The 16,527-nt window shown below is 71.6% G+C and carries 17 protein-coding genes; 7 read left to right on the top strand and 10 right to left on the bottom strand.

Annotated features, from left to right (window positions below):
- Positions 1-3: 3 nt before the first annotated feature.
- The 3 genes from OG948_RS23675 to OG948_RS23665 all read right to left on the bottom strand — a co-directional run bounded on the left by OG948_RS23675 (position 4) and on the right by OG948_RS23665 (position 3,354).
- Positions 4-837, bottom strand: coding sequence for a carbohydrate ABC transporter permease (locus OG948_RS23675; RefSeq protein WP_406298401.1), 834 nt, complete (start codon positions 835-837; stop codon positions 4-6).
- Positions 834-1,814 carry a carbohydrate ABC transporter permease gene (locus tag OG948_RS23670; protein WP_402230513.1) on the bottom strand — a complete coding sequence of 327 codons (981 nt, stop codon included), beginning with the start codon at positions 1,812-1,814 and terminating at the stop codon, positions 834-836. The genes OG948_RS23675 and OG948_RS23670 overlap by 4 nt, the downstream gene beginning before the upstream one ends.
- A 244-nt stretch (positions 1,815-2,058) precedes the next feature.
- A complete protein-coding gene (locus OG948_RS23665; RefSeq protein ID WP_406298400.1) occupies positions 2,059-3,354 on the bottom strand; it encodes an extracellular solute-binding protein in 1,296 nt (431 codons plus the stop codon).
- A 365-nt stretch (positions 3,355-3,719) separates the two neighbouring features.
- Between OG948_RS23665 and OG948_RS23660 the strand changes: the two genes are divergently transcribed.
- The 6 genes from OG948_RS23660 (at position 3,720) to OG948_RS23635 (ending at position 9,156) form a co-directional block, all read left to right on the top strand.
- A complete protein-coding gene (locus OG948_RS23660) occupies positions 3,720-4,463 on the top strand; it encodes a GntR family transcriptional regulator (RefSeq protein ID WP_395866518.1) in 744 nt (247 codons plus the stop codon).
- A 251-nt stretch (positions 4,464-4,714) separates the two neighbouring features.
- Positions 4,715-5,440, top strand: coding sequence for a dethiobiotin synthase (gene bioD, locus OG948_RS23655; RefSeq protein WP_406298399.1), 726 nt, complete (start codon positions 4,715-4,717; stop codon positions 5,438-5,440).
- Between the two features lie 5 nt (positions 5,441-5,445).
- Positions 5,446-6,480 (top strand): biotin synthase BioB, encoded by a 1,035-nt coding sequence (gene bioB, locus OG948_RS23650; RefSeq protein WP_406298398.1) that lies wholly within the window; start codon positions 5,446-5,448, stop codon positions 6,478-6,480.
- 132 nt (positions 6,481-6,612) lie between these two features.
- Positions 6,613-8,304, top strand: coding sequence for an acetolactate synthase (locus OG948_RS23645; protein ID WP_406298397.1), 1,692 nt, complete (start codon positions 6,613-6,615; stop codon positions 8,302-8,304).
- Positions 8,305-8,327: 23 nt separating this feature from the next.
- Complete coding sequence (locus OG948_RS23640; protein ID WP_406298396.1) at positions 8,328-8,891, top strand: GNAT family N-acetyltransferase; 564 nt, start codon at positions 8,328-8,330, stop codon at positions 8,889-8,891.
- A gap of 70 nt (positions 8,892-8,961) precedes the next feature.
- Positions 8,962-9,156, top strand: coding sequence for a hypothetical protein (locus tag OG948_RS23635; protein WP_406298395.1), 195 nt, complete (start codon positions 8,962-8,964; stop codon positions 9,154-9,156).
- 125 nt (positions 9,157-9,281) lie between these two features.
- On the opposite strand, the gene OG948_RS23630 is transcribed toward OG948_RS23635, so the two are convergent.
- The 7 genes from OG948_RS23630 to OG948_RS23600 all read right to left on the bottom strand — a co-directional run bounded on the left by OG948_RS23630 (position 9,282) and on the right by OG948_RS23600 (position 15,179).
- Entirely contained in the window at positions 9,282-9,497 is a 216-nt protein-coding gene (locus OG948_RS23630) for a biotin/lipoyl-binding carrier protein (RefSeq protein ID WP_355535427.1), read from the bottom strand.
- Between the two features lie 154 nt (positions 9,498-9,651).
- The gene (locus OG948_RS23625) at positions 9,652-11,004 is read right to left on the bottom strand and encodes an HD-GYP domain-containing protein (protein ID WP_406298394.1); all 1,353 of its coding nucleotides are present in this window, start codon (positions 11,002-11,004) and stop codon (positions 9,652-9,654) included.
- Positions 11,001-12,389, bottom strand: a complete 1,389-nt coding sequence (locus OG948_RS23620; protein WP_406298393.1) for an HD-GYP domain-containing protein — start codon at positions 12,387-12,389, stop codon at positions 11,001-11,003. Before OG948_RS23620 ends, OG948_RS23625 begins: the two co-directional genes overlap by 4 nt.
- Before the next feature lie 179 nt (positions 12,390-12,568).
- Positions 12,569-12,889 carry a mycothiol system anti-sigma-R factor gene (gene rsrA, locus OG948_RS23615; RefSeq protein ID WP_395866222.1) on the bottom strand — a complete coding sequence of 107 codons (321 nt, stop codon included), beginning with the start codon at positions 12,887-12,889 and terminating at the stop codon, positions 12,569-12,571.
- Positions 12,886-13,521 (bottom strand): sigma-70 family RNA polymerase sigma factor, encoded by a 636-nt coding sequence (locus tag OG948_RS23610; protein ID WP_063744985.1) that lies wholly within the window; start codon positions 13,519-13,521, stop codon positions 12,886-12,888. The genes rsrA and OG948_RS23610 overlap by 4 nt, the downstream gene beginning before the upstream one ends.
- Before the next feature lie 148 nt (positions 13,522-13,669).
- Positions 13,670-14,332 (bottom strand): alpha/beta family hydrolase, encoded by a 663-nt coding sequence (locus OG948_RS23605; RefSeq protein ID WP_406300324.1) that lies wholly within the window; start codon positions 14,330-14,332, stop codon positions 13,670-13,672.
- A gap of 76 nt (positions 14,333-14,408) precedes the next feature.
- Positions 14,409-15,179 (bottom strand): SOS response-associated peptidase, encoded by a 771-nt coding sequence (locus tag OG948_RS23600; RefSeq protein ID WP_406298392.1) that lies wholly within the window; start codon positions 15,177-15,179, stop codon positions 14,409-14,411.
- A gap of 69 nt (positions 15,180-15,248) precedes the next feature.
- Here OG948_RS23600 and aroA point away from each other — a divergent pair, with 69 nt between their 5' ends.
- Positions 15,249-16,526 (top strand): 3-phosphoshikimate 1-carboxyvinyltransferase, encoded by a 1,278-nt coding sequence (gene aroA, locus OG948_RS23595; RefSeq protein ID WP_402230850.1) that lies wholly within the window; start codon positions 15,249-15,251, stop codon positions 16,524-16,526.
- Position 16,527 lies beyond the last annotated feature (1 nt).

Raw genomic sequence — 16,527 nt, 5'->3', positions numbered from 1 at the left:
CGATCAGCCCTTTACCGCGCCGGAGGTGAGACCGCCGGTGACCTTGCCCTGCAACACCAGGAAGATCGCAAGTACCGGAAGCATGAACAGGGTGGAGGCGGCCATGATGGCGCCCCAGTCGGTGGTCAGACCGTTGCTGAACGAGTTGAGCCAGGTCGGCAGCGTGCGCTGGTTCGGGTTGTTGATCAGCAGCGCGTTGGCGAACGCGAACTCGTTCCACGCGGTGATGAAGCCGAACAGCGACGTGGACAGCAGGCCCGGGGCCAGCAGCGGGAAGACGATCTTGCGGAACGCGGTGAACCGCGAACAGCCGTCCACCCGGGCGGCCTCCTCCAACTCGACCGGGATGCCGCCGAGGAAGCCGCGCAGGGTCACGATCGAGAAGGGCAGCGTCATCACGAAGTAGATCGCGGTGAGCATCGGCAGCGAGTCGAGCAGGTCGTTGTCCCGCGCGATCAGGTACATCGGGATCATCAGCGCTTCCCACGGCGCCATCTGCGCGATGAACACCATCAGGATGAAGGGCGCCCGACCCTTCCACTGCATGCGGGCCACCGCGAACGCGGCGAAGCACGCGACGACCAGGGCCAGCAGTACGCCGACGCCGGCCACGATCAGGCTGTTGCGCCAGTAGTCCCAGAAGAACGGCTGGTGGGTCGCGGTGTCGAAGTTCTTGAACGAGATCGAGCTCGGCCAGAATTTCGGGGTCGGCGACTGCACGTCCTTGGCCGGCTTGAACGCGGTGAGGACCATCCAGTAGACCGGGAAGATCGACACGGCGAAGACCAACAGCGCCGCGACGTTGAGCGGAATCCGCTTCAGGGTGCGCGCCTTCACTTGTCGGCCTCCCGCTCCTGCTTGAACATCTGACGGAAGTAGAAGACGAGCATCACCACGAGGATCAGCACGGTGATCGTCGAGATCGCCCCGGCCATGTCGAACAACTTGAGCGACATGCCCTGTTGGTACGCGTACACGGGCAGCGTGCGCACGTCGTTGATCGGTCCGTTCTCGCCCGCGATCGCCCAGATCTGGGCGAAGCACTTGAAGATCCAGATCACTTCGAGCGAGGCCACCAGCGCGAAGATCGGGCGCAGGATCGGGAAGGTGATCGAGCTGAAGATCCGCACCGGGCCCGCGCCGTCGAGCCGCGCCGACTCGTACACGTCGGTGGACACGGTGGTCAGGCCGGCGTAGATGGTCAGCGTCGCGAACGGGATCGACTGCCACACGATCAGCAGGGTCACCACCACCAGCGTGGAGGTGCCGTGCGCGAACCATGTGTAGTTCTCGTAGTCGAAGCCGAGCTTGACCAGCGCCCAGTTGACCACGCCGTTGTCCGAGCGGAAGAGCCACTTGAAGATCGTGGTGGCCGCGATCACCGGGGTCGCCCACGCGGCGACCAGGCCGATCAGCACGAGGATGCGCATGAACTTGCCGAGCTTCATCAGCATCAGCGCGCACAGCGTCGAGATCACCATGATCGCCACGACGTTGACCGCCGTGAAGTAGAACGAGCGCCGAGTGACTTCCCAGAACTCGCTGTCCTTGAAGACGGCGTCGTAGTTCTCCCAGCCGACGTACTCGGCCGACCGCGAGATGAGCTGCTTGAAGCGGTAGTGCTGGAACGACAGCATGACGTTCCGGACCACCGGATAGAACAGCAGGAAGGCGATCCCGAGGATCGCGGGCGCGACAAGCAGGTAGGGGGTGACCAGCTTGGCGATCCCCGACGGCTTGCGCGGGGGCTTCGTTGCGCGTCTGGCACCGGTCGGTGCCGCTTTGCGCGGGGGCTGCGTAGGTGTCGCGACCACCGCATCTGCCTTGGAGGCTGACACAGCTGCCTTCCCGTTGTTCGGTGTCGGGGGTCTGCGGCCCGTCCGGCCCGGTGGCGGGACGTGGCGAGAGCGCGGAGCCGGCGGCGGGGAACCGCCGGCGGGCCGCGCCGAGTGGGCCGAGCCGGTCCCGCCGCGAGGGTGTACCCCGCGACGGGAGCCGGTCGTTCGGCCCGGTTGCGCTTCACCCGATGCGCTCGGCGGTTCGGGTGCACGCGCCGGGTCAGTTCTTGGTGTTCAGCGTCTTCTCGATCGACGCGTTGGCTTCCTTGCCGGCCGCGGCCGGGTCACCACCGGTCAGCGCCTTGGTGAGGTACGCCTTGATCGGGTTGTTCTCCTCGACGGAGGCCCAGTTCGGCGAGTTGGGGGTGGCGAAGCCGTTCTTCGCGCCCTCCATCATCGCCGCGCCACCCGGGTCGGCCGTGACGGCGCTGCCGAGCGTGGTCTTGTTCGGGAGCTGCTTGGTCGCCTGCGCGAGCTTGGTCTGCCACTCGTCGCTGTTGATCAGCTTGATGAAGTCGTAGGCCAGGTCCTGGTTCTTCGACGCCTCCGGGACCATCAGGTCGGAACCGCCGGTGAGCACCGCGCCGGCCTTGCTCGCGTCCTTGCCCGGGATCGGGAAGAAGCCGAACTTGTCCTTCAGGGCCGGGTTGGCCTTGGCGATGGTCTCGGCCTCGGCCGGCACCGCGACGAACTGGGCGATCTTGCCGCCGTCCGCCGCGAGGACCTCGGGCTGCGTCTTCTCGTCGCTGTCCTTGGGGCCCTTGCCGAGGGCCTGGAGCTCCTTGTAGAAGTTCGCGGCGGCCACGGCCGGGGCGGCGTCCAGGTTGGCCTTCCAGGCGCTGCCGGACTTGGTGGCGATGTCCGCGCCCTCGTCCTTGAGCAGGCCCGCGTAGAAGTACCAGTTCTGACCGGGCAGGTAGATGCCCTGCTGGTCGCCGGTGTTGAGCTTCTTGGTGTTCTCGATCCACTCGGCGCGCGTCTTCGGCGGCTGGACGCCGGCCTTGGCGAAGAGCTCCTTGTTGTAGATCACGACACGGTTGGCGGCGTAGAACGGGATGCCGTACGTCTTGCCGTCGACCTTGCCCGGGTCGGACAGGCCGGTCAGCCAGTCCTTGCCGGCGAGCTCGGTGACCTTGGAGCTGAGGTCCTTGAGGCCGCCCGAGGCGCCGTACTGGGCGATCTGGGTGTTGCCGGCCTCGATCACGTCGGGCGCGTCGTTGCTGGCCAGCGCACCGGTGACCTTCTGGCCGATGCCGTTCCACTGCTGGATCTGCACGTCCAGCTTGGCGCCGGGGTGGTCCGCCTCGAACTTCGCCTTGAGCGCGGCGATGTAGTCGTCGGGCGCGGAGCCCTTCATCAGCCAGACGCGGACGGTCTTGCCGTTGCCCGCGGCCGGCGCGTTGGACGCCGCCGCCGGCTTGTTGTCCTTTTTGTCATCGCTGCTGTCGGATCCACAGGCGGCAACACCGGTCAGCGCCGCCGCGACACCGGCCGCGACGAGAAGACGACGCTTCACTACATCCTCCTCAGGATGTCGGGCACCGCAGTTCGGTTTGGAGTTGCCGATGTCCCCCGTCGGATCCGTGAGGTGCGCGGACCGACCGAGCCCCCCACTGGGGAGGGGACTCGAATGGGAGAACACTGACGCACCAGGGACGAGGGTTGCGCGGTGACCATCAATGGTTTAGACCATTTCGGAGGTTGGCATAGACCAATTGGGGTGTCAAGGTTCCGTAGACGGCGAACCCGCGCTGTTATCGGACCGACATCCGCACTCCTGGTCCTGGGGGGATCGGTGGTCGTGCCACGATGGGGACCGAACGTGTCAGGAGGGCACCGGTGACGGCGGAACACGCGATCACGACCGCGGCGGACAGTGCGATGGCAGGAGGCGACGCCGGCCTCGAGTCGAGCGCGCGCGTGCCCAAGTACTACCGCCTCAAGCGCCATCTTCAGGAGCTGACCAACACCCAGCCACCGGGCACGCCCGTACCGCCGGAGCGCACCCTCGCGGCGCAATTCGACATCTCGCGCACCACCGTGCGCCAGGCGCTCCAGGAACTGGTCATCGAGGGCCGGCTCGAGCGTGCCCAGGGCCGGGGCACCTTCGTCGCCAAGCCCAAGGTCGCGCAGAGTCTCCAGCTCACCTCGTACACCGAGGACATGCAGGCCCAGGGCCTGGAGCCGACCTCGCGACTGATCGAGATCGGCTACATCACCTGCGACGACCACCTCGCGGAACGGCTCGCGATCCGGCCCGGCAACCGGGTGCTGCGGATAGAGCGCCTGCGGCTGGCCAACTCCGAGCCGATGGCGATCGAGACCACACATCTGTCCACCAAACGATTCCCGGGCCTGCGCAAGCATCTGGCCAAGCACAACTCGCTCTACCGGGCCCTGTCGGCCGGCTTCGACGTACACCTGGCCGAGGCCGAGGAGACGATCGAGACCGCGATGGCCACCCCGCGCGAGGCGGGCCTGCTGGGCACCGACGTGGGCCTGCCGCTGTTGCTGCTGTCCCGACACAGCTTCGACACCGAGGGTGAACCGGTCGAGTGGGTCCGGTCCGTGTACCGGGGGGACCGGTACAAGTTCGTCGCCCGCCTGCGTCGCCCCCAGGAGTGAACCCGGCGGCGATCGGCCCCGCCGCATGCCGTCGGCCCGGGCGATCCGGGTCCGCCCGGGCCGCCCGGCCGATCGCCGGAGCAATGCCGTTCGCTCCCACAGCCCCGTGCAGCGGGCCGCCGATTCGGCGCGTGACGCGGCTCCGCCGAGCCGCACACCCATCACCTTCATCATGCGCCCGTCCCCGGGTCGCCCACCGGGGCCACAGGTCCGCGAACCGCAGGCCCAAGGTCCCTCTAGGCTGAACCGCCATGAGCGTTCTCGTGGTGACCGGTACCGACACCGGGGTGGGCAAGACGATCGTCACGGCGGCCGTCGCCGCGATCGCGGCCGTGCGCGGTGGCACGGTGGCGGTGGTCAAGGCCTCGCAGACGGGCGTGGCACCGAACGAGCCCGGCGACCTCGCGGACGTGCGGCGCCTGGCCGGGGTGACCGACCTGCACGAGTACTCCCGCTACCCGGACCCACTCTCCCCCGCCGCCGCGTCCCGGGTCTCCGGCCTGCCGCCGGTGGACCTGTACGGCGTCGCCGACCGGGTGCGCGCCCTCGCCAAGGAGACCGACCTGGTCGTCATCGAGGGCGCGGGCGGCCTGCTCGTGCGCTTCGACGACGACGGCACCACGATCGCCGACCTCGCGCACGAGCTCAAAGCGGGCGCGCTCGTGGTGGCCCGGCCCGACCTGGGCACGCTCAACCACACCGCGCTCACCCTGGAGTCGATGGCGCACCGGGGCGTGGACCTGGTCGGCGTGGTGATCGGCTCCTGGCCCGCCGAACCGGACCTGGCGATGCGCTGCAACGTCCGGGATCTGGAGACCCTGGCCGCCCGCCCGCTGGCCGGTGTCCTGCCCGCCGGCGCGGGCTCGCTGCACCCCGCCGACTTCCTGCTCACCGCCCGCGCGAGTTTGTCCCCCGCCCTGGGCGGTACCTTCGATCCGGCCGCGTTCCGCGCCATACAGGATCCGACCGCGAGGTGAGCGACATGACGGAAACCCTCGACAGTGACCGTACGCAGACCGTGAACGACGACATCCTGGCGGTGGCCCGGCACCAAGTCCTCGACGAGGGGCGCGGCTTGCACGCCGATCAGGTGCTCGCCGTGCTGAACCTCCCGGACGACCGCCTGGAAGAGCTGCTCCAACTCGCGCACGAGGTCCGGGTCCGGCACTGCGGCCCCGAGGTCGAGGTCGAGGGCATCGTGTCGGTCAAGACCGGCGGCTGCCCCGAGGACTGCCACTTCTGCTCGCAGTCGGGCCTGTTCCCGTCCCCCGTACGGGCCGCGTGGCTGGACATCCCCTCGCTGGTGCGGGCCGCCGAGGAGACCGCCGCGACCGGCGCCACCGAGTTCTGCATCGTGGCCGCCGTACGCGGCCCGGACGAGCGTCTGATGAAGCAGATGCGCGAGGGCGTCGCGGCCATCCGCGAGGCCGTCGACATCAACATCGCCGCGTCGCTGGGCATGCTCACCCAGGAGCAGGTCGACGAACTCGCGGACATGGGCATCCACCGCTACAACCACAACCTGGAGACGGCCAAGTCGTACTTCACCAACGTGGTCACCACCCACACGTGGGAGGAGCGCTGGGACACCCTGCGGATGGTGCGCGCGGCGGGCATGGAGGTGTGCTGCGGCGGCATCGTCGGCATGGGCGAGTCCGCCGAGCAGCGCGCCGAGTTCGCCGGTCAGCTCGCCGAGCTGGAGCCGGACGAGGTACCGCTGAACTTCCTCAACCCGCGCCCGGGCACCCCGTTCGCCGACCAGGAGGTGCTGGAGCCGCGCGAGGCGCTCAAGATCATCGGCGCCTTCCGGCTCGCCCTCCCCCGGACCATCCTGCGCTACGCGGGCGGCCGGGAGATCGCGCTCGGCGACCTGGGCACGCGTGAGGGCCTGCTCGGCGGGATCAACGCGGTGATCGTCGGCAACTACCTCACCACCCTGGGCCGCGCCGCGGACGCCGACCTGCAGCTGCTCGAGGAACTGAGCATGCCGGTCAAGGCGCTCAACCAGACCCTGTAGGGCCCCGGCCCGAGCCGCCGACGGCCCCGACCCGGGGCCGTCGGCGGTCGCCCCCTACTGCCCGGTAGCGCACGCGGATAGGTTTTCCCTCCGGCACGACGGTGGCGGCGTCTACGGCGACGGAGGCCGGGCATGCGCGCACGACGAGGGGACCGGGAACGCGAAACCGGCGACGAGCGGGTCGAGGGACACGGTGGCGCACTGGCCGTCGCCGCCGCCCGGGCGCACGGGATCGACACGATGTTCACGCTGTCGGGAGGCCACGTCTTCCCGCTCTACGACGCCGCGGTCGACGCCGAGCCGCCGCTGCGGGTGGTGGACGTACGGCACGAGCAGACCGCCGTGTTCGCCGCCGAGGCGACCGCCAAGCTCACCCGCCGACCGGGACTGGCGGTACTGACCGCGGGGCCCGGCGTCACCAACGGGATCAGCGCGGTGGCCACCGCCTGGTTCAACGGCTCGCCGATGCTGGTGCTGGGCGGCCGGGCGCCCGCGTTCCGCTGGGGCTCGGGCGCACTCCAGGAACTGGACCACCCGCCGCTGCTCGCGCCGATCACCAAACGCGCGGCCACCGTGCACGACACCGACCGGATCGCCGCCGAGGTGAACGCCGCGCTGACCCTGGCGAACAGCCCGCACCGGGGTCCGGTCTTCCTGGACGTGCCGATGGACGTGCTCTACGACCGGGCCGAGGTGACGCTGCCGCCCGTCGAGCCGCCCGCGCCGGTGCCTCCCGACCCGGACGTGGTCGCCGAGGTCGCCGACCTGCTCGCCCGCGCGCTGCGACCGGTCCTGGTCCTCGGCCAGGACGTGTGGATCGGCGGCGCCGAGCAGGCCGCGCGCCGCGCCGCCGAGACGATCGGCCTGCCGGTGGTGGCCAACGGCATGGGCCGCGGCGTACTGCCCACCGGCCACCCGCTGCTCGCCGGCCGGGCCCGGGCGGCCGCGCTCGGCGACGCCGACCTGGTCCTGGTGGCGGGTGCGCCGCTGGACTTCCGCCTCGGCTACGGCAGCTTCGGCGGCCGGGCCGGCGGGCCGCCCGCCCGCGTCGTGCACCTGACCGACTCCGCCCCGGGGACCGGCCCGCACGCGCACTGCGCGGTCACCGCCGCCGCCGACCTGAGCGCCCTGTTCGACGCGCTCACCGACGCCTGGGCGCGGGTCGGCCGGGTCGGCATGTACCGGACCTGGTCCGCCCACGTACGCGCCGCGGCGCACACCGCCGCGCAGTCCGACGCCCCGCTCCTGGGCAGCGCCGGCCGGCCGATCCACCCGGCCCGCGTGCACGGCGAACTGCTCCGCGTCCTCGACGAGGACGCGGTGGTGATCGGCGACGGCGGCGACTTCGTGTCCTTCGCGGGCAAGTACATCGAGCCCGCGCGCCCGGGCGGCTGGCTCGACGCGGGCCCGTACGGCTGCCTGGGCACCGGCCTGGGCTACGCCCTGGGCGCCCGGCTGGCCCGGCCCTCGGCCCAGGTCGTGCTGCTGCTGGGGGACGGTGCGGCGGGCTTCTCGCTGATGGACGTGGACACCCTGGTCCGGCACCGCCTCCCGGTGGTGCTGATCGTGGGCAACAACGGCTGTTGGGCGCTGGAGAAGCATCCGATGCGGATGTTGTACGGCCACGACGTGGCCGCCGACCTGGCCCCGGCGACCCGCTACGACGACGTGGTGCGGGCGTTGGGCGGCGCGGGCGAGACGATCACCCGGCCCGAGCGGATCGCCCCCGCGCTGCGCCGCGCGTTCGCCTCCGGCGTGCCGTACCTGCTGAACGTGCTCACCGATCCGGAGGCGATCTACCCGCGCGCGACCATCGGGGTGTGATCCGCAGCGTAAACTGGACGGCTATGAATCCTCCTGTCTCCGCCGCCGCGGCCCGACCCCACGATCGGCACCCCGCTCCCACCGGCGTCCACATTCGCCAGGCCCGTCCGGAGGAGTACGAGGCGGTGGGGGAAGTGACCGTCGCGGGCTACGCGGGTCTGCTCGCCGCCGACCGGGACTACGTCGAGGATCTGCGCAAGGCCGCGCACCGCGCGGAGAACTCCGAACTGCTCGTGGCCGTGGACGAGGCCGACGGCAAGATCCTGGGCACCGTCGCGTTCGTGCTGCCCGGCAGCGCGTACGCGGAGGTCTCCCGGGAGGGCGAGGGCGAGTTCCGGATGCTCGCGGTCGGTCCGGACGCGCGGGGGCGCGGCATCGGCGAGGCGCTGGTCGAGGCCTGCCTGGAGCGGGCCCGCAAGCACCACTTCACCGCCGTCGCGATCTCCACCGTGTGGGACATGCGCGCCGCACACCGCCTCTACGCGCGGATGGGCTTCCACCGGGCGCCCGAGCGCGACTGGTGGCCGGTGCCCGAGGTGGAACTGATCTGCTACCTCAAGGACCTGCGCGAGACCCCGCAGACCTGACCCGGCCCGCGTGCCGCGGTCGCCGGGAGGGCCGGTCCGGCGATGGGGGCGCAGGCCGTAATCTACGGCCGTGACCACCACTGCAGCCTTCTGCGACCACTGCGGCGAACAGCTTGCCGGCGCCGCGCACGACGACTGTGTGCGGCGCCGCGAACTCGAACCGCCGCGCTACTGCGGACAGTGCCGGCGGCGGATGACCGTACAGGTGACCCCGCGCGGCTGGACCGCCAAGTGCGTCGAGCACGGAGTGCTCACGTCGGCCTGACCGGCACGAGGGCCCGGTGCGCTCGGCTCGGCCCGGTGCGCTCGGCCCGGTGCGCTCGACCCGGGCACAAGCGGTCCGCCCGGCCCGGCCGGGGCGCCCCCCGCAGGACACCTCGGCGGGGGCGGCTACTCGATCACCGCGATCGGGTCGCCCTCCTGGATCACGTCGCCCTCGGCCACGGTGATGCGGGCGATGGTGCCCGGGAACTCGTTGAGGACCGGGATCTCCATCTTCATCGACTCCAGAATGACCAGGGTGCTGCCGGCCTCGACCGTGTCCCCCTCGTGGGCGACGACCTTGGCCACGTTGGCCACCATCTCCGCCAGGACCTGCTCGGCCATCGTCGTTCCTCCTTCGGGCCCGGGTCGGGCCGTTGTGAAGCGCGTGTCGGGCGGGGCGCGATCGTGCCCCGCCCGAAATCCAACCACGGGAAGCCGCCCGCGGCGGGCGTCATCGACGACAAGGCCGACCCGCACCGGCACCGGGGCCTCCCGCTCAGTCGGTCCGCTCCAGCACCTGCGCCAGCGCCTCGACCACCCGCGGGTCGTACGCCCCGGCCGCGTCGGCGCGCAGCCGCGCGAACACCTCGCGCCGCGCCCGCGGGTCGTCGGTCGGCGCGATCAGGTCGTCGTAGGCGTTGACGACCTTGATGATCCGGCTGGCCAGTGGTGGCGGCGGCCCGGCCGCGTCGTCGTGGTAGGGGTCGGCCTGCGCGGCCACGATGGTGGCGACCCGGTCCAGCACGCCGCTCTCCCGGATCACGTCCGCGCCCAGTCGGGCGATCCGGCGCTGTTCGGCCTCGGGCAGATCCAGCGTGGTGCCGCCGGGCACCGGGTCGACGAGCGCGAGTTGCCCGATGTCGTGCATCTTCGCCGCGTACGCCAGCTCGCGCAGCTCCACCTCGCCGAGCCCGAGGTCCACCCCGACCGCGTGCGCGAGTTCACCCACCCGGGCCGCGTGCCCCGGCGACCCGCACCCGGCCGCCTCCGGCAGCCGGGACAGCGCGTCGACGGTCTGCCGATGCACCATCCGAGTCGCGGTGTAGCGCCGGAAGGACAGCAGCACCAGCAGTGACGGGACGCAGAACACCGGCACCGCCCACAGTCCCAACGCGCTGGTGGACAGCGCGATCAGCATCCCGGTCGCGCCCACGGCGGTGCCGATCCCGGTCAGCCCGCAGGCCCTGTTCCCGGTGCCCTCACCGTCCGGCCCGATCCGCTCGGTGGGACTCAACCCCGCGCACAGCGCCCGCAGTTCGGCCAGCAGTACGGGGCAGAACGGACCGCCCACCCGCACTATCGCGGCCGCCACCGCGTCGCACAGCGACGTCAACAGCACCACCAGGACCAGGAACGTGCCATAGGCCCACCCGCGCGCCATCACCGGATCGAGCCCGCCGGTCGCGTACAGCGGCCGAAACAGCGTCGCCGCGAAGCCCGCCGCGAGCAACCGGCGCGCGACGTACGCCGGCGCCGGCGCCCGACCGCGCGCGACGTGCGGCAACGTCCCGGCGAGCAGCGCGACCCCGACCACCGCGACCACCTGGAGCACACCATGCCGCGACACGGTGCCGTGCACGTCCGGGAGCAGCGCGTACGCGAGCGCGCCGGCCGCGCCCAGCGGAGCGGTCTCCCGGCCGTCCGGCAGGGTCACCCGGGCCATCTCGCCGACCGCGATCACCGTGCCGAACACCAGCGCGTAGGACGGCTGCACGACGCCTCGGGCCGCGGTGGCGGCCACCGCGGCGACGGCGGCGAGCGCACCGAGCACGAGCACCGCGGTACCGGTGTGCGCGCGCAGTCGGCCGGCCGTACCGCCCTGTTCGGGCCGGACCTCGGTCGCCGTCACGAGTCGCCACCGACCCGTCCGCGGGCCACCGAGTGGGTGTCGGCGGGCGATTCCCCGCGCGGCCCGGGCACCCGGTCGCGCACCCCGCCCGCCGGCTTCGGCGTCCGGACCGGCTCGCCGCCCTCGGCGACCTCGCTCTCCGGCCAGCCGTGCCGGTCCAGTGCCTGGGCGAGCGCCTCGACCATCCTGGGGTCGAACTGGCTGCCGCTGCACCGCCGCAGTTCGGCCATCGCCGCGTCCGCGCCGCGCGCGGGCCGGTACGAGCGGGTCGAGGTCATCGAGTCGAACGCGTCCGCGACCGCGATCACCCGGGCGAACTCGGGGATCTCGGCACCGACCAGGCCCGCCGGATAACCGCGCCCGTCCATGCGTTCGTGGTGGTGCAGGATGCCGCCGTGCGCCTCGCCGAGGAAGGTCAGGTCGGCCACCATCTCGGCGCCGCTGACCGGGTGTCGCTGCATCTCGCGCAGTTCGTCCGCGTCCAGCCGCCCCGGCTTGGTCAACACCCGGGTGGGCACGCTCAGCTTGCCGACATCGTGCAGGATCCCCGCGTAGCGCAGCCGGACCACGCGGTCCTCCCGCATGCCCAGCCGCCGGGCGATCAACACCGAGGCCCGGGCCACCCGTTCGCTGTGGCCCCGGGTGTAGCCGTCCTTGATCTCCACCGCGCGCACCAGGGTGCGCACCGTCGCCTCGTGCGCCGCCCGCTCGCGCGCCTGCTGGGCGTAGGCCCAGAAGGCCACGTACAGCGGGAGCAGCACGAGCACGGCCGCGAACACGCCCAGCCGCTGCTGCCACAACACGGCCATCATCAGCGCGATCGGCACCGAGCCCAGCCGCCAGCCGGCCGAGCGCACGAACACCTCGCGCAACACCGGGAGTCGGGCGGCGCCCTGGGTCGCGGTGCAAAACCCGGCGTCCAGCAGCCCGCTCACCACATACAGCGCCACTCCCGCCGCGGCCGTCGGCACCAGCTTGGCGGGTAACTCGGACGCGGTCGGATATCGCGACCCGTCCAGGAGTTCGTACACCCGGGAGGCGACCGCGACGGACAACACCAGATGCGCGGCGTTGACCACGGGAGTGACCGGGTCGGCGGCACGGGCCCGCGCGATCAGTACGCCGGGCACCACGATCGCCGCGGCCGCACCGCCGGGCAACAGCGGCACGGCCGCGCACACCAACGGAAAAAGCGCCCCGTCGGGGGCGCCGCCGAGGCCGGTGAGTCGGGCTCGGGCCACCGCCCCGAAGGCGATGAACAACACCGCCAACGCGCCCAGTCGATCGATGTCCACGCCCGACCACGGCAGCAGGATCAGCGCGGGCACGGACCCGCCCACCACGATCCCGACGTGGATCCGGGCGCTCGGCGGCAGCGTGCGCATGCGACTCCTCGGCTGGTCGCTCGGACCACCGAGAATAGGGCGCCCCACCAACGGCCGAAGGGCGCATGCCCGGTTTATCCCGGCCATGCGCCCTGTTTTAGCTCGTTCGGGTCAGCCACCCGCGCGGGTCGATCACTCGATCGGGTCGAGGACCCGACGGCACCGGCGCGTCGATCGGGTCAGGACCGACCCGGTCGCTCTATCTCGACCACGGTCTCCTCGACCGAGACCCGCTGCGCGTCCACCTCGACCCGCACCAGCTTGATCCGCTCCAGCACCTTGTTGCGCAGCTCCGAGGGGACCTCGTCGCGCCCGCAGCAGCGGTGCACCAGCTCCTTCACCTGCTGCTCGAGCCCGTACTTGTCCAGGCACGGCGAGCACTCGTCGAGGTGGGTGCGGATGCTGGTGCAGTCCGCGTCCGCCAACTCGTTGTCGATGTACTCGTACAGGTGCCCGAGGATCTCGGAGCAATCCACCTCGTGGTGGTCACCGCAGCTCATGAGTCCGAGCCTTTCCGGTCGGTGCCTGCGGGGACGAGGCCGCGCTCACGTGCGTAGTCGGCCAGCAGATCGCGAAGCTGGCGCCGCCCGCGGTGCAGGCGCGACATCACGGTCCCGATGGGAGTACCCATGATGTCCGCGATCTCCTTGTACGCGAAGCCCTCGACATCGGCGAGGTACACCGCGATCCGGAACTCCTCCGGGATGGCCTGCAGGGCCGTCTTCACGTCGGAGTCCGGCAGGTGGTCGAGCGCCTGCGCCTCGGCCGAGCGCAGTCCGGTGGACATGTGCGACTCGGCGCGGTGCAGCTGCCAGTCCTCGATCTCCTCCGCATGCGATTCCAGCGGCTGCCGCTGCTTCTTGCGGTAGGAGTTGATGAAGGTGTTGGTCAGGATGCGGTACAGCCAGGCCTTGAGGTTGGTGCCCTCTTTGAACTGGTGGAACGACGCGTACGCCTTGGCGAACGTCTCCTGGACCAGGTCCTCGGCATCCGCCGGGTTGCGGGTCATCCGCAGGGCCGCCGAATACAACTGATCGAGGAACGGCAGGGCGTCCCGCTCGAACCGCGCGTCTTGCTGCTCCAAGGTCTCCGGTACGAGACCCACCTCCTTCAAGCCAGGAGTCGACGATATCGCCCGAGGCTGATCGGTGCCCGCACCCCACTCGGGCCAGGCGAGAAACGGTGCCTCGTTTCGGACAACCGAACCGGCGGCCTTGAGCATGGGAGCGACCTCCACTCGTCGACGCTTGACAGTTGGGGGAACACGTCGCCGACACGGATCATTCCCGCCCGCTCGCGGCCACCAGCCAATCGCCGACACCCGCTGTGATCAGGGCCAATGCCGCTTCCTGGGTGGTTGCGGCACGCTTGGGCACGGCAAATCCGTGGTCCGCGAACGGCACCGCGAGCACGCTCGGACCCTCCTCCGGGAACTCCGTCGGACCCCCGAACGAGTCGCGTTCGCCCTGGACGACCAGGGTCGGCACGCCGGCGCCGAGCAGTTCAGCCAAGCGCGAACGCTCCGGCCGACCGGGTGGATGCAGCGGGAAGGCCAGCGCGACCACACCCGCCACACCGGTCTCGCCCGCCATCCGGCACGCGACCCGCGCACCGGCGCTGCGGCCGGCCCCGAACACCGGCAACCCCTCGGCCCGGTTGCGCCGGGAGATCTCGGTCAGCACCGGTCGCCAGCCCGCGTCCAGGGTCTTGGGCGCGGGAGCCAGTCGGCGGCCGGCGACCCGCCACGGCTGTTCCACCAGGGCCACGTGCATGCCGCGCGCGGGCAGCGCCGCCGCGAGCGCCACCAGGTCGCGCGCCTCGATCCCGCCGCCGGCGCCGTGGCTCGCCACGAACCACGCCCGGGCCGGGCCGCCCCTCGCGCGGTGCACGCTCACCCGCGCGGCGCCGACCGGCGTGTCCACTTCGAACACCTCGGGCGCCACGGCCCCCCGGGTCGCCTCGGGCGCGTCGGCGGCCGTCTCGACGCCGACGGTCTCCACGCGGACGGGCCGGGTCGGATCAGAAGAGCGTCGCGTCAACGGTGACCTCGTCCTCGGGAATCGCGTCGAGCAGGTGGGGCGCGTTGTTGCGCACGTTGTTGACGTCCGTCGAGACCGGGCGGGCGGTCATGAACCCGGTGGGCGGCGGCACCAACAGGCCGCGGACCTCCTCGGCCTCGGTCCACGCCGGGTCCAGCCACTCGTCCCACTTGTCCCGGGTCAGCACCAGTGGCATCCGGTGGTGGATCCGGGACAGCTCGGGATCGGCGTCCAGGGTCAGGATCGTGCACGTCCACAACCACGCGAGCGGGTCGTCGTCCGCGCGCCCCCGGTCCCGCCACCACTCGTACAACCCGGCGAAGGCCACCTCGGAGCCGTCCGCCGCGTGGATCCAGTACGGCTGCTTGCGCGAGGCGCCCTTGGGGCCGTCCGGCGCGGTCTCCGGGGTGTGCCACTCGAAGTAGCCGTCGGCCGGGAGCAGACACCGCCGCGCGGCGAACGCCTTGCGGTAGGCCGGCTTCTCGTGCACGGTCTCGGACCGGGCGTTGATCATCTTGGCGCCCATGCCGGGATCCTTGGCCCAGGACGGCACCAGGCCCCACTTGACCGTGCGCAGTTGCCGGGCGGGCGGGCCATCGGACTCGACCGCGCGTTCCAGGACCGCGTAGACCTGTTTGGTCGGCGCGATGTTCCAGTCGGGTGGGAGTTCGTCCGCGGGGTCGAAGCGATCGACCTCGAACATCTCGACGAGGTCGTCGGGGCTCTTGCTGGACGCGTACCGGCCACACATGGCGTCCAGGGTGCCACGTACCGAAACGAAATCGGGGGCGGGCCCGCAAACGACTAGGCTTGGACCGTGATGTCTGCGTTGTGGTCTGCCCCTGTCGCCTCCGCTCCCGTGACCGCCACCGTCGAGGTGCCCGGGTCCAAGTCGGTGACCAACCGCGCCCTCGTGCTGGCCGCGCTGGCCGACGGTCCCGGCTATGTCCGCCGCCCGCTGCGCAGCCGCGACACGCTGCTGATGGTGGCCGGCCTGCGCGCGCTCGGCGTGGTGATCGAGGACCGCGGCCAGGACTGGTACGTGCTGCCCGGCGGGCTGACCGGCCCCGCGACCGTGGACTGCGGCAACGCGGGCACGGTGATGCGCTTCCTGCCGCCGGTGGCCGCGCTCGCCGACGGGCCGGTGCGCTTCGACGGCGACCCGCGCTCGTACGAGCGCCCCCTGGGCGGCGTGATCAACGCGCTGCGCGACCTGGGCACCCGGATCGACGACGAGGGCGAGGCCCGGCTGCCGATGACCGTGCTCGGCGGCGGCGGGGTCGAGGGCGGCGTGGTGCGCATCGACGCGTCCTCGTCGTCGCAGTTCGTCAGCGCGCTGCTGCTGTCCGGGCCGCGCTTCAACCTGGGTGTCGAGGTCCGGCACACCGGCAGCTCGGTGCCGTCGATGACGCACATCGCGATGACCGTGGACATGTTGCGCGCGGCCGGCGCGCGGGTCGACGACGCCGAGCCGAACGTGTGGCGGGTCGCCCCGGGCGCGCTGCTGGGCCGCGACATGGTGGTCGAGCCGGACCTGTCCAACGCCGGGCCGTTCCTGGCCGCCGCGCTGGTCACCGGCGGTTCGGTGACCGTGCGGGACTGGCCGGAGTACACCACGCAGCCCGGTGACCGGCTGCGTTCGATCTTCACCGCGATGGGCGGCTCGTGCGTGCCGACCTCGGCGGGCCTGACCCTGACCGGCGGCACCGCGGTGCACGGCATCGAGGCCGATCTGCACGACGTCGGCGAACTGACCCCGGTGATCGCGGCGGTCGCGGCGCTGGCCGACGGCCCCAGCCGGCTCACCGGAGTGGCCCACCTGCGCCTGCACGAGACCGATCGGCTGGCCGCGCTGGTCAAGGAGATCAACGACCTCGGCGGCGACGTGAACGAGATCGAGGACGGCCTGGAGATCCGGCCGCGCCCGCTGCACGGCGGCGTCTTCCACACCTACGACGATCACCGGCTCGCCACCGCGGCCGCCGTGCTGGGCCTGGTGGTCCCGGGCGTGGAAGTGGAGAACGTGGAGACCACCGCGAAGACGCTGCCCGACTTCACCGGCCTGTGGACGCGCATGCTGAGCGCGCGACGCGGCTGAG

The sequence above is a fragment of the Embleya sp. NBC_00888 genome (genome assembly GCF_045207655.1).
GTDB lineage: Bacteria > Actinomycetota > Actinomycetes > Streptomycetales > Streptomycetaceae > Embleya.
Note: the sequence above shows the minus strand (reverse complement) of the source record. Positions and strands in the feature narration are given on the sequence as shown.